General features: G+C 57.1%; 10 protein-coding genes and 3 pseudogenes. 12 read left to right on the top strand and 1 reads right to left on the bottom strand.

Translation table 11 applies throughout. The annotated features are described in order from the left end of the window. The 3 genes from ACIQ0R_RS06385 to ACIQ0R_RS06395 all read left to right on the top strand — a co-directional run. On the top strand, window positions 1-1,263 hold a 1,263-nt coding region (locus tag ACIQ0R_RS06385), incomplete at its 5' end, for a DUF3400 domain-containing protein (protein ID WP_395825132.1). 2 nt (window positions 1,264-1,265) lie between these two features. Next, the gene (locus tag ACIQ0R_RS06390) at window positions 1,266-1,694 is read left to right on the top strand and encodes an HIT family protein (RefSeq protein ID WP_395825135.1); all 429 of its coding nucleotides are present in this window, start codon (window positions 1,266-1,268) and stop codon (window positions 1,692-1,694) included. A 21-nt stretch (window positions 1,695-1,715) separates the two neighbouring features. After that, complete coding sequence (locus ACIQ0R_RS06395; protein WP_395825138.1) at window positions 1,716-2,147, top strand: gamma-butyrobetaine hydroxylase-like domain-containing protein; 432 nt, start codon at window positions 1,716-1,718, stop codon at window positions 2,145-2,147. A 169-nt stretch (window positions 2,148-2,316) separates the two neighbouring features. Here ACIQ0R_RS06395 and ACIQ0R_RS06400 read toward each other — a convergent pair. Beyond that, window positions 2,317-3,448, bottom strand: a pseudogene (locus ACIQ0R_RS06400) (2-aminoethylphosphonate--pyruvate transaminase). A gap of 149 nt (window positions 3,449-3,597) precedes the next feature. On the opposite strand from ACIQ0R_RS06400, the gene ACIQ0R_RS06405 reads away from it, so the two are divergent. The 9 genes and pseudogenes from ACIQ0R_RS06405 to ACIQ0R_RS06445 all read left to right on the top strand — a co-directional run. Then, a complete protein-coding gene (locus ACIQ0R_RS06405) occupies window positions 3,598-4,317 on the top strand; it encodes a phosphonate utilization associated transcriptional regulator (protein ID WP_395825141.1) in 720 nt (239 codons plus the stop codon). Window positions 4,318-4,432: 115 nt separating this feature from the next. Then, complete coding sequence (gene phnA / locus ACIQ0R_RS06410; protein WP_395825144.1) at window positions 4,433-5,659, top strand: phosphonoacetate hydrolase; 1,227 nt, start codon at window positions 4,433-4,435, stop codon at window positions 5,657-5,659. A gap of 45 nt (window positions 5,660-5,704) precedes the next feature. Further along, the gene (phnY, locus tag ACIQ0R_RS06415) at window positions 5,705-7,174 is read left to right on the top strand and encodes a phosphonoacetaldehyde dehydrogenase (protein WP_395825158.1); all 1,470 of its coding nucleotides are present in this window, start codon (window positions 5,705-5,707) and stop codon (window positions 7,172-7,174) included. Between the two features lie 13 nt (window positions 7,175-7,187). Beyond that, window positions 7,188-7,760, top strand: coding sequence for a phosphonate degradation HD-domain oxygenase (locus ACIQ0R_RS06420; protein WP_395825147.1), 573 nt, complete (start codon window positions 7,188-7,190; stop codon window positions 7,758-7,760). A 156-nt stretch (window positions 7,761-7,916) separates the two neighbouring features. Continuing rightward, window positions 7,917-9,302, top strand: a pseudogene (locus ACIQ0R_RS06425) (FAD-dependent oxidoreductase). Window positions 9,303-9,409: 107 nt separating this feature from the next. Continuing rightward, window positions 9,410-10,144, top strand: a complete 735-nt coding sequence (gene ubiE, locus ACIQ0R_RS06430; RefSeq protein ID WP_395825150.1) for a bifunctional demethylmenaquinone methyltransferase/2-methoxy-6-polyprenyl-1,4-benzoquinol methylase UbiE — start codon at window positions 9,410-9,412, stop codon at window positions 10,142-10,144. A gap of 8 nt (window positions 10,145-10,152) precedes the next feature. Continuing rightward, window positions 10,153-11,081: pseudogene (locus tag ACIQ0R_RS06435) on the top strand (Tim44 domain-containing protein). Window positions 11,082-11,197: 116 nt separating this feature from the next. Then, window positions 11,198-11,782 carry an SCP2 domain-containing protein gene (locus tag ACIQ0R_RS06440; RefSeq protein WP_395825153.1) on the top strand — a complete coding sequence of 195 codons (585 nt, stop codon included), beginning with the start codon at window positions 11,198-11,200 and terminating at the stop codon, window positions 11,780-11,782. Further along, window positions 11,779-12,826, top strand: a 1,048-nt coding sequence (locus tag ACIQ0R_RS06445) for an AarF/UbiB family protein (RefSeq protein ID WP_395825156.1), incomplete at its 3' end; no start/stop codon positions are given. The genes ACIQ0R_RS06440 and ACIQ0R_RS06445, both read left to right, overlap by 4 nt.

The following is a 12,826-nucleotide window of genomic DNA, read 5'->3' on the forward strand; positions in this document are numbered from 1 at the left end:
AAGCATTGGGAAGAGTTCGAAGATGTGGCCGATCACTGCACGGTTTGCCACAAGTGCGTCACGCCATGCCCGGTCGATATCGATTTCGGCGATGTGTCGATGAATATGCGCAATCTGCTGCGCAAGATGAACAAGAAATCGTTCAATCCTGGCACCAGCGCTGCCATGTTCTTCCTCAACGCGACCGATCCGGCCACCATCAACATGACCCGCAAGGTCATGACGGATTGGGGTTTCAAGGCGCAGCGCCTGGGTAATGACATCCTCAAGAAATTCGCCAAGAAGCAGACCAGGAAGCCGCCTGCGACAGTCGGCAAGGCGCCGATCAAAGAGCAGGTGATCCACTTCATTAACAAGAAGATGCCGGGCAATCTGCCGAAGAAGACTGCGCGCGCGCTGCTGGATATCGAAGACGACAAGGTGGTGCCGATCATCCGTAATCCGAAGAACACCACTGCCGACACCGAAGCAGTGTTTTACTTCCCGGGCTGCGGCTCCGAGCGCTTGTTCTCGCAAGTCGGCTTGGCGACGCAGGCCATGCTGTGGGAAGTCGGCGTGCAAACGGTGCTGCCGCCGGGCTACCTGTGCTGCGGCTATCCGCAACGCGGTTCCGGCAATTTCGACAAGGCCGAGAAGATCATCACCGATAACCGCGTGCTGTTCCATCGCATGGCGAACACCCTGAATTACCTCGATATCAAGACCGTCATCGTTTCCTGCGGCACTTGCTACGATCAGTTGCAGGGCTATCAGTTCGACAAGATATTCCCGGGTTGCCGCATCATCGATATCCACGAATACCTGCTGGAGAAAAATCTGAAACTGGAAGGCGTCAGCGGCACCCGTTACATGTACCACGACCCATGCCACAGCCCCATGAAATTGCAGGATCCGATGAAGACGGTGAACGCATTGATTACGACCGACAATGGCGCCAAGATCGAGAAAAACGAGCGTTGCTGCGGCGAATCCGGCACCTTTGGCGTGAGCCGTCCGGATGTCTCGACCCAGGTACGTTTCCGCAAGGAAGAAGAGATGAACAAGGGCGCCGATAAATTGCGCGCCGATGGTTTTGGCGGTGAAGTCAAAATCCTCACTTCCTGCCCGTCTTGCCTGCAGGGTTTGTCACGCTACAACGACGATTCAGGTACGACCGCCGATTACATCGTGGTCGAGATGGCGCGCCACATTCTGGGCGAGAACTGGCTGCCGGATTACGTGGCGCGTGCCAACAACGGCGGCATTGAGCGGATTCTGGTGTAACTATGGCGCACCATTCAATTGATTGCGAACTGTGCAGCGGCGCCGGCGGGGAGATCGTCCACCGCACCGAGAAATTCCGCGTGGTATTGGTCGACGATGCGTTGTATCCGGGTTTTTGCCGTGTCATCTGGAATGATCACATCAAGGAAATGACCGATTTGCCGGTGCCGGATCGCAGCACGCTGATGGCCGCCGTGTGCAAGGTCGAAGCGGTCGTGCGCGCAGTCATGCGACCGGAAAAAATCAATCTTGCCAGTCTTGGCAATATGACGCCGCACCTGCACTGGCACGTGATTCCGCGCTATGCCGATGACGCCCATTTCCCCAGCCCGGTCTGGGCCGACGCGCAGCGGCAGCCTGCGCCATCCGCGCTTGAGCAGCGCCAGGCCCTGCTTGGCCGATTGCGCACCGCCATATCCGAGCAGTTTTAATTTTCTATTCAGGTAACCCTAATGACCAGTTCCAAACAATCAGCGCCAGCACCGGTTCCGGTGTCGCTCGTAGTACATAAGCAATCGTGTAAGTTGGAAGTTGCGTTCGATGACGGCGCAGTGTTTCTGCTGCCGTTTGAGCTGATGCGGGTGTATTCGCCATCGGCTGAAGTGAGTGGCCATGGCCCCGGCCAGGAGGTGCTGCAAACCGGCAAGCGCAAGGTCGAGATGAGCGCGCTTGAGCCAGTCGGCAACTATGCGGTCAAACCGATTTTTTCCGATGGCCACGTCAGCGGTATTTATACCTGGGCCTATCTCTACAAGCTGGGTCGCGACCAAGCCGCCATGTGGGAAGATTATCTGCAACGTCTGGACGCCGCCGGCCACGGCCGTGAAGCGGGCCGCGATTTGTCTATGAGCGTTAAGAGCGCCGGCGGTCACGGTTGCGCGTGATGCGGCATATCTATTGTCGTTAATCGACGCTTTCTATCGATTTCCGGGACGGCGGTAAAATCTTCCCGCCGCACTACAGATCTCAACAATCGCCGCCATTCCCAGGTTCGCAGGGTTTATGTAGCGTGGGCACCGGTGCTCACGCCTGCCGACACCCCCGCAGCTCCGCTCAGGCGTTGAGCGCGTTCCTGGTCTTAATACCCAACTCCCTCAACGCATCGCCAATGGCATGCACCGCCTGCCGCATTTCGTCCGGACCAATGGCGCCGATGCAGCCGATACGGAACGTTTCTGCCTGAGTCAGCTTGCCCGGATAAAGAATGAAACCTTTGCCGCGGACCAGATCGCAAAAAGGCCTTGAATTCATAGTTGGGGCTGTTTGGCGCGTGCATCGTGACAATGATCGGCGCCTGGATTTTGGCTGGTAAGAATTGCACCAGCCCCAGCTCACGCATGCCGGCCATCAGGCTTTCATAATTCGCCGTGTAGCGCGCCAGCCTTGCAGCTTGTCCACCTTCGGCAAAATACTGGTTGAGTGCCTGATGGAATGCAATCACGATGTGGGTTGGCGGCGTGAAGCGCCATTGCGTAGTTTTTTCCATGTAGACCCATTGGTCATGCAGGTCTAGCGAGAGTGACCTGGAATTACCCGCGCATTTCTCCAATACGCACTTGCGCGCCAGGACAAAGCCCATTCCCGGTGGGCCTTCGATGCATTTCCCGCTGGCAGCGATCAGCGCATCGAAGGCGATCTTGCCGGCGTCGATTTCCAGCGCGCCGAATGAACTCATGGCGTCAATGATCAGGCTTTTCTTGTGCTGTGCCACTACTCCGGCGATTTCTTGCAGCGGATTCAATATGCCGGTGCTGGTTTCGCAATGGATCACGCCAACGTGGGCGATGCTGCGGTCGCCGCTCAGAGCGCGTTCAACATCGGCGGCGCTGGCTGGCACATCTTCGGCAGTTTCTAACGCCGATACCTGGCGCCCCATCATTTCAACAATCTTCGCCATGCGCTTGCCGTAGGCGCCGTTGATCAGCACCAGCATATGGCCGTTGCGCGGCAGCAGCGTGTTGATGGCGGCTTCTATCGAGAACGTGCCGCTGCCCTGCATCGGCACACACACATGGCTGTCGTGGGCGTTGACGATATCGAGCAGTTGCTTGCGCACCTTGGTCGTGATGGCGTTGAAGGCGGTATCCCAGGAGCCCCAGTCCTGCAGCATCGCGCTCTTGGTGGCTAGGGAGGTGGTGAGTGGACCTGGGGTCAGTAAAATCGGATCGCGGCTGTGCAGGCTCATAAAGGTGTCCTTGGTTTAATATTATATGGTGTTGCATGTATATTGCAGACAATCTACACTTACTTGAGTTAAAGTGCAATCGTTGAGCGTTTAAAAAACACCGGGAAGAACGCCAAACGAAACGCCAAAGAACCGCCAAAAGGAACACCATGAAGGATGTCATCACAAACAGCCGCAACATCAGTGCAATCTCTCTGGTCCAGAAAAATTCGTTGCCTTCGCTGGTGCAGAAGGAGTTGGAGCGGATGATCCTGGCCGGCGATCTGCTGGCCGGAGACAAGCTCAACGAAGTTTCGCTGGCGGAAATGTTGGGTGTGTCCCGTGGACCGGTGCGCGAAGCTTTTCGTGCGCTGGAGGAAGTGGGGCTGGTTCAGCAGGAAAAAAACTGTGGCGTTTTCGTGCGCCAGATATCGGTCGAAGAAGCCGATGAAATCTATGAAGTGCGGGCCACGCTTGATGAACTGATCGGCCGTAAACTGGCGGCCAACATCAAGCCGCCTCAGGTGCAGCAGTTGCGCGCTCTGCTGGCACGGATGGATGAGATGGTTGCGCTTGGCGATGTCGACGGCTACCTGAAGCTGAACCTCAGCTTTCATGATCTGTTGGTGGAATTAGCCGCTAACAAAAAGCTACTGCACACCTATCGCCGTCTGGTCAACGAACTCAGGCTGTTCCGCCGCTCTGCCCTGGCACAAAAAGGCGGTCTGCCGACTTCCACCGCAGAACATCACAAAATTGTCGACGCTATCGCTGCCGGCGATGTTCAAGCCGCCGGAGACATCATGCGTGAGCATGCCGTGGCCGGGCGCAAGCGCATGCACAAGGCCCAGGATCAGCGTGCGCTGGCCGCACAGGCTAGCCAGCAATAAGAGCAGTCAGTGGCCCGGGTTACGGGGAAAATTTAAGCGCCGTCGAAGCAAAATTACGGCGCAATTACAGTCAAGTTACAGCGAAATTACAGCGAAATAAAGCGAAAGTTACCTCATGTCCAATACACAAATTCTTAGCGTCAATGGTCGCAACTATCCATGGATGAAGCAGCCCGTAGTCGTGGTCTGCGTTGATGGCTGCGAACAGGAATACATCAATCAGGCGATCCAGGCCGGCGTTGCGCCGTTTATGAAAAAAATGGTGGAGCAGGGAACGATACTCGGCGCCGATTGTGTCGTGCCAAGCTTTACCAATCCCAATAATCTGTCGATTGTGACCGGCGTACCGCCATCCGTGCACGGTATCTGCGGAAACTATTTTTATGACCTCGATACCAAGCAAGAGGTCATGATGAACGATGCTAAATATCTGCGCACCGGCACCATCCTGGCGGCCTTCGCCGATGCCGGCGCCAAGGTTGCCGTGGTCACCGCCAAGGATAAATTGCGCGGCTTGCTGGGCCACAAGATGCGCGGCATCTGCTTCTCGGCCGAGAAAGCCGATCAGGCAACCGTTGAGCACAACGGTATCGATAACTTGTTGGAATTGGTCGGCATGCCGCTGCCATCGGTGTACAGCGCAGACTTGTCCGAGTTTGTGTTTGCCGCCGGCGTTAAATTGCTGGCTAACCAGCGGCCGGACATCATGTACCTATCCACTACCGACTACATTCAGCACAAATATGCGCCGGGCACCCCGGGAGCAAATGCGTTCTACTCGATGATGGATCACTATCTGACTCAACTCGACACGCTCGGTGCAGTAATCGGTCTGACTGCCGATCACGGCATGAACGCCAAGACCGACAGCGCCGGCCAGCCAAACGTGATCTATCTGCAGGATGTGCTGGACGCCAGAGTCGGCGTCGAGAAAACCCGCGTCATCCTGCCGATCACCGATCCCTATGTGGTGCACCAGGGCGCCCTCGGCTCCTATGCAACCGTGTATCTCGGCGCCGAGCAAAATGCGGCGGATGTCGCAGAACAGATTCGCGCCATCCCCGGCATCGAACTGGTGCTGACCCGCGAGCAGGCGGCACAACGTTTCGAGCTGCCGTCGGATCGCATCGGCGATCTGGTGGTGGTTAGCGAGCGTCTGACCGTGATCGGCACCGCCGCCAGCCGCCATGATCTGTCCGAACTTAAGCTGCCGCTGCGCTCACATGGCGGCATTTCCGAGCAACGCGTGCCGCTGATGTTCAATCGCAAGCTGGCGGCGATTCCGGCCGATCACCGGCTGCGCAATTTCGATGTGTTCTTCCTGGCGCTAAATAACGCCTAAAGATTTTCTAATCCTGATACGTACCAAACTGGAGTCATGATGTCGATGCTGACTGAACTGGGCAAGCTCAAGCAGGGCGAGCCGTTACATCAAAATATGCGGATCGCTGGCAAGCTTGTCGGCAATCTGGACGATAAATCGCGTCGCATAGAGATTCGCCATCCGTTCAACAATGCGCTGATCGGCTCCGTGCCGAAAGCCACGGTCGACGATATTCGTCATGCATTTCAGGTGGCACGTGCATTCCGCTCGCCGTTGACGCGCTATGAACGCTCCCGCATCATGCTGCGCGCAGCAGACTTGTTGCGCGCCAACGCCGATGCGATTTCCGATCTGATCACCGCGGAAGCCGGATTGTGCAAGAAGGATACGCTGTATGAAGTCGGCCGCGCCTGCGACGTGTTCGTGTTCGCTGCCAACCAGGCGCTGGTCGACGACGGCCAGGTGTTTTCCTGCGATCTGACGCCGCATGGCAAGCAACGCAAGGTGTACACGTTGAAAGAGCCGTTGCTCGGTGAGATCTCGGCGATCACGCCATTCAACCATCCGCTCAACCAGGTCGCCCACAAGATTGCGCCATCGATAGCGACCAACAACCGGATGGTGCTCAAGCCGACCGAAAAGACGCCGCTGTCGGCGTTGTTGCTAGCCGATATTTTGTACGAAGCCGGTCTGCCGCCGGAAATGTTTTCGGCGGTCACCGGCGACCCGGCGGAAATCGCCGATGAGATGCTGACGAATCCCGATGTGGATCTGGTGACCTTCACCGGCGGCGTGCCGATCGGTAAATATATCGCCGCCAAGGCGGTCTATAAGCGGCAGATCCTGGAGCTGGGCGGCAACGATCCAATCATCGTGATGGAAGATGCGGATCTCGATGAAGCGGCCACATTGGCGGTATCCGGTTCTTACAAAAATTCCGGTCAGCGTTGTACCACGGTCAAGCGCATGATCGTGCACCGGGCGGTGGCCGATGAATTCGTCGAACTGCTGCTCAACAAGACCAAGGCCATCAAGTACGGCGATCCGATGGACCTCAACAACGACATGGGCACCGTCATCGATGCCCGTTCCGCCAGTGCATTTGAAGCAAAAGTAAAAGACGCCCAGCAGCGCGGCGCCAAACTCTTGTTCGGAAATCAGCGCGACGGCGCGCTGTATTCGCCGACCGTGCTCGACCATGTCCCAGCCGATTGCCAACTGGTGGCCGAAGAGACCTTTGGCCCGGTTTCGCCGGTGATCCGATGCACCGATATCGCCGATGCGATCCGCATCTCGAATTCGACGCCGTATGGTTTGTCGTCGTCAGTCTGCACCAATCGTCTGGATTACATCACGCGTTTCATCGCCGAGTTGCAGGTCGGTAGCGTCAAGGTTCGCGAGGTCCCTGGTTATCGCCTGGAACTGACACCGTTCGGCGGCATCAAGGATTCCGGCCTCGGCTACAAGGAAGGCGTGCAGGAAGCAATGAAGAGCTTCTGCAACACCAAAACCTATTCATTACCCTGGAATTGATGGGAGAGCAGACGTGTTGAGTATTTCACAAATTTGCGATCTTTTCGAACAGGGCGGCCATCAGATGTATAGCGGTGAACCGGTCAATCAACTGCAGCATGCGTTGCAATCGGCGACGCTGGCCGAGCAAGCCGGCGCTACGCCGGAGCTGGTGTGCGCCGGATTGCTGCACGATCTCGGTCACTTGCTTAATCCGCAGGGTGACACACCTTCCGCACGCGGCGTCGACGATACTCATCAGTATTTTGCGATACCGTACCTGCGCGGGCTGTTCAGTCCGGCAGTGCTGGAGCCGATTCGTTTGCACGTCGACGCCAAGCGCTATCTGTGCGCCACCGACGCCAGTTACTGGGGGCGTTTGTCCGAAGATTCCAAGCGTAGCCTGGAGTTGCAGGGCGGCGTGTTTAGCGCTGCCGCAGCCGCTGAGCTCATCGCCCGTCCGTACGCCGCCGATGCCGTCAGTTTGCGTCTGTGGGATGACCAGGCCAAAGTCAGTAATATGGTGACGCCCGGCTTGCCGCACTTCGTCAAGGTAATGTCGGCGTGTTCGTTGGCGCCGGTGCAGGACCTTCCACAATCGCAGTGATTGCCGCGAACACGCTGTCCATTTTTACCTGCGCTGGGTATTCTGTAATATGGATTCCCGCGCTGGCAGGAATGGCGCAACTGAAATGGGCTACGTTCTGAGCGTGTCTCAGGCTTGGTTCGCTATTTTTGACTATCTAAGTAAGAACGATATCCCATGCGTCCATTCTGGCTGGAAGATGCCCTGTTTACCGACGGCGAGTTGGCACCCGCATTGCAAGGTCAACAGCAAGCCGATGTCGGCATAGTCGGCGGCTTCACCGGCCTTTGGACTGCGATCCAATTAAAGCAGCAAAACCCGGCGCTGGACATCGCCATCATTGAAAGCGATTTGTGCGGTGCCGGTGCCAGCGGCCGCAACGGCGGCTGCCTGCTGACCTGGTCGACCAAGTTCTTTACCTTGCGCAGATTGTTTGGCGAGGAAGAAGCGGAGCGGCTGGTGAAAGCATCGGAAGAGGTCGTCAACCATATTGGCGATTTTTGCCGCAGCCACCGCATCAACGCCGAGTTCCGTCAGGACGGTACGCTCTACACCGCCACCACCAAGGCCCAGTTGGGTGTGCTGGACCCGGTGCTGGATGAGTTGAAGCGGCGTGGTATCAGTTCTTACCAAGCGTTGCCGGATGCAGAGGCGCAGAGCCGCTCTGGTTCGAAGCGTAACCTGGCTGGCGTGTTTTCACCGATGGCGGCGACCGTCCATCCAGGCAAGCTGGTACGCGGATTGCGCCGTGTCGCGCTGGAAATGGGCATCCGGATTTATGAGCGCACGCCGATGCTGTCGTTCACGCCGGGCACCACGGTGACACTGCACACGCCGGACGGCTCGCTAGCGGTTGGCAAGATGGTGCTGGCGATCAATGCCTGGATGGCGAGTCGTTTTCCGCAGTTCGAACGCACGCTGGCCGTAGTGTCGAGCGACATGGTGATTACCGAGAAATGTCCAGAGCTGTTGCATCGGATCGGCCTCAAGGACGGCGTCTCGGTGCTCGATTCGCGCACTTTCGTATTTTATTACCGCACCACCGAAGACGGCCGCCTGATGCTGGGCAAGGGCGGCAACACCTTCGCCTGGCGCGGCCGCATCCTGCCGGTCTTCGATCAGCGCTCGCCTTACGAACAGCAGCTCAGGCAAAGCCTGCACGAATTCTTCCCGGCGTTGGCAGGTGTGCCGATCACCGCCAGCTGGAACGGACCGTCCGACCGCTCGGTAACCGGATTCCCGTTCTTTGGCCGGCTTAACGACATGCCGAACGTATTCTATGGTTTCGGCTATTCCGGCAACGGCGTCGGCCCCAGTTACATGGGGGGATAATTGCTGTCGTCGCTGGTGCTGGGGCTGGACAATGCCTGGAGCCGCAGCCCGCTGGCGGCCGGCCCGCGCGGCCATTTCCCGCCGAAACCGGTGCGATATATCGGTTCGCTGCTGGTGCGCAACGCGATTCGCCGCAAAGAGTTGGCAGAAGATCGGGATCGCCAGCCTTGGCTGCTGGACCGAATGCTGAGTAAATTGGCAAATGCCGCCGGCAAGGCCGATAAAGCCTAGGGCTTGTCATCAAGAAAAACAGCCGATGGCTGGTGCAGCAACCTTCTCCGGGACTTGTATAATGCGGGACTTGTATAATGCAGGTCTGCCCAACAAGGTTGCCAACAATGACCAACACCACGCATTTCGGTTATAAAACTGTCTCCGAGGACGATAAAGTCCACAAAGTCGCCGAAGTTTTTCACTCGGTAGCCAGCAAATACGACGTCATGAACGATCTGATGTCGGCTGGCTTGCACCGCATCTGGAAAACTTTCACAATTGCCCAGGCGGCAATTCGTCCGGGTTTCAAAGTGCTGGATATCGCCGGCGGCACCGGCGATCTGGCCAAGGCTTTTGCCAAGCGCGCCGGCCCTGGCGGCGAAGTCTGGCTGACCGATATCAACGAATCCATGTTGCGAGTAGGCCGCGACCGGCTCTTGAATAACGGCCTGTCCACCCCAACTTTGTTGTGCGATGCGGAGAAATTGCCGTTTCCAGACAATTATTTCGATCGCGTATCTGTCGCCTTCGGCTTGCGCAACATGACCCACAAGGACCTGGCGCTGGCGGAAATGCGGCGCGTGCTCAAGCCCGGCGGCAAGCTGCTAGTGCTGGAATTCTCGAAAGTCTGGGAACCGCTGAAGAAGCCTTACGATGTCTATTCGTTCTCTGTATTGCCGTGGCTGGGCAAGAAAATTGCCAATGATTCTGAAAGCTACCGCTACCTGGCCGAGTCGATCCGCATGCATCCCGATCAGGACACCCTGAAACAGATGATGACGGATGCCGGCCTGGAGCGTGTCGAGTATTTCAATTTAACTGCTGGTGTTGCAGCTTTGCATACCGGTATCAAACTGTAGGAGCTTGCATGAAGAAATTTCTGATGATGCTGCTGATGGTGGCTGCTACCTTGTCGATGACACTATCCAACGCCGATGCCCGTCGCCTGGGTGGCGGCGGTTCGTTCGGTAAGCAATCGTCGGGCATTTCGCGGCAGACGCCGAGCCAGCCGACGCAGAATTTCGGTAATGCCAATCAAGCCCGGCCGGCAACACCCGCCGCCACGCCGCAATCGATCCCGCCTAAACCTGCCAGCCCGTGGAAAGGCATCCTCGGCGGAGCTCTGCTGGGCCTTGGCCTTGGCGCATTGATGTCGCATTTCGGCTTGGGCGGTGCGTTCGGCTCATTCCTGATGATGGCCTTGCTGGTGATTGCAGTCATTTTTGTTGTGCGAATGATAATGCGCAAGAGTGCAAGCAACTCTCCGGCGCCTGCCGCGTATTCGGGCGTCAACGCAGCGGCGCCGAATTTTGATAACAACGCTTCCGGCTTTACCCCTGAAATCGGCTCCCGCATCAACGGCGCACCGTCGTTCCAGCCATCGGCGTTGCAAGGTACATCGGCAGCGCGCCATGGGGTATTCCTGCCGATTTCGATGTCCCCGGTTTCGTCCGTAGCGCCAAGACTTACTTCATCCGACTGCAAGCGGCTTGGGACAAGGCCGATATCAACGACATCCGCGAATTCACGACGCCGGAAATGTTTGGCGAGCTGCGCCTGCAATTGCAGGAACGCGGCGCTTCGCCGAACAACACGGATGTGGTGCAACTGGATGGCGAATTGATGGGGATCGAAACTGTCGGCAGCGATTACCTGGCCAGCGTTAAATTCACCGGCTTGATCAAGGAAGTGCCGGAAGCCTCCGCTGAGCCGTTCACGGAAGTCTGGAATTTGTCCAAGCCGTTGTCGGGGCAGGGCGGCTGGGTGTTGGCGGGGATTCAGCAAGTCGCTGCTTAATCTCATAGTGCAACCCGTGGGGACGGCGGCAGAAACAGGCTCTCGACCCGACAAGCTGATAAACTTGGACCGCCCGTGAATAATCACGGGCGGTTTTATTTTGTAAATCTAGGATGATGACTCCTCCCCTGAATTTCACGCCGATCACCGCGTCTATCAATCACCTGCTGGCGCAAGAGCCGTGGGCGCAGCGTATGCTGGCGGCGCACGCCGGCAAGCTCGCCTGTATCGATGGCAGTGCGCTCAAGCTGATCTGGCAAATCAGCCAGGACGGTTTTCTGCAAGCGCCACCGGCGGCTGCCGAGCCGAATGTGACGATTCGCTTCAAGCTCTCCGATTTGCCGTTGATTGTGCAACAGCGTGAGCGCGCCTTTTCCTATGTAAAGATTGACGGCGATGCCGACTTTGCCAACGCGATTTCGCAAGTCAGCCAGGGGTTGCGTTGGGATGCCGAGCACGATCTGAGTAAGCTGGTCGGTGATATCGCCACCGTGCGCATCGTTGCCGGTGGCCAGGCACTGGTGGCTGGGGTCCAGGCCACGCATAAAAAATTGACGGAAAACCTGGCCGAATATTTTCTGGAGGAGCAACCGATGCTGGTTCGCCCGCAAGCGGTTGCCGACTTTACGAGTGATGTCACCAGGCTGCGCGATGATCTGGAACGACTCTCTAAACGTATCAACAAATTGAAGGCCCCATGATTCTGAAATTCCTGCGACTGCTTAAAATTGTCCGTGTGGCAGTACGTTACGGCCTGGACGACATCGCCATGTCAGGCTTCGATTCGCCGCGCATTTCCAAACTGATCGATACGCTTATTTTTTGGCGCGACATTTCGGCGCCGCGCGGTGAGCGCTTGCGCATGGCGTTAGAGGAGCTGGGGCCGATCTTCGTCAAGTTTGGCCAGGTACTATCGACCCGCCGCGATCTGTTGCCGGAAGATATGGCGGATGAACTGGCACGCTTGCAGGATCGGGTGCCGCCATTCAGTACCGAGCTGGCGATTGCGCAGATCGAAAAATCGCTGAAAGGGCATCCTGATGAATTGTTCGCCAGTTTTGACCGCATACCGGTAGCCTCGGCCTCGATCGCCCAGGTGCACTTTGCGACACTCAAAGACGGCAAGGAAGTCGCGGTCAAGGTACTGCGCCCCGGCATGAAAAAATCGATCGATGAAGATGTGGCATTGATGCACGTCGCCGCCAGCCTGATCGAGAAACTGTGGGCTGAGGGCCGCCGTCTGAAGGCGCGCGAGGTGGTTGGGGAGTTTGACAAATATTTGCACGACGAGCTCGATCTGATGCGTGAAGCGGCTAACGGCAGCCAGTTGCGCCGCAATTTCGCCGATTCCGATTTGCTCTTGGTGCCAGAGATGTATTGGGATTATTGTTCATCCTCGGTGATCGTAATGGAGCGCATGCACGGTATCCCGATTTCGCAACTGGATCGTTTGCGCGCCGCCGGTGTCGATATGAGCAAGTTGTCGCGCGACGGTGTCGAGATTTTCTTCACTCAGGTTTTTCGCGACGGTTTTTTTCATGCAGACATGCATCCAGGCAATATCCTGGTGTCGGTGGCGCCAGCAACTTTCGGCCGCTACATCGCGCTTGATTTCGGCATTGTCGGCACGCTCAACGATTTCGATAAAGATTATTTGTCGCAGAATTTCCTGGCGTTTTTCCGGCGTGATTACAAACGTGTGGCTGAAGCGCACATCGAATCCGGCTGGGCCCCGAAGGAAACCC

Origin of the sequence: Collimonas sp. (genome assembly GCF_044339385.1) — a bacterium.
Taxonomy (GTDB): domain Bacteria; phylum Pseudomonadota; class Gammaproteobacteria; order Burkholderiales; family Burkholderiaceae_D; genus Collimonas.

Excerpts from the sequence above, each read along its gene's own strand:
- phnA (WP_395825144.1), top strand. The coding sequence starts at position 4,433 with ATGTCCAATACACAAATTCTTAGCGTCAATGGTCGCAACTATCCATGG.
- ubiE (WP_395825150.1), top strand. The coding sequence starts at position 9,410 with ATGACCAACACCACGCATTTCGGTTATAAAACTGTCTCCGAGGACGAT.
- ACIQ0R_RS06440 (WP_395825153.1), top strand. The coding sequence starts at position 11,198 with ATGACTCCTCCCCTGAATTTCACGCCGATCACCGCGTCTATCAATCAC.
- ACIQ0R_RS06395 (WP_395825138.1), top strand. The coding sequence starts at position 1,716 with ATGACCAGTTCCAAACAATCAGCGCCAGCACCGGTTCCGGTGTCGCTC.
- phnY (WP_395825158.1), top strand. The coding sequence starts at position 5,705 with ATGCTGACTGAACTGGGCAAGCTCAAGCAGGGCGAGCCGTTACATCAA.
- ACIQ0R_RS06405 (WP_395825141.1), top strand. The coding sequence starts at position 3,598 with ATGAAGGATGTCATCACAAACAGCCGCAACATCAGTGCAATCTCTCTG.
- ACIQ0R_RS06390 (WP_395825135.1), top strand. The coding sequence starts at position 1,266 with ATGGCGCACCATTCAATTGATTGCGAACTGTGCAGCGGCGCCGGCGGG.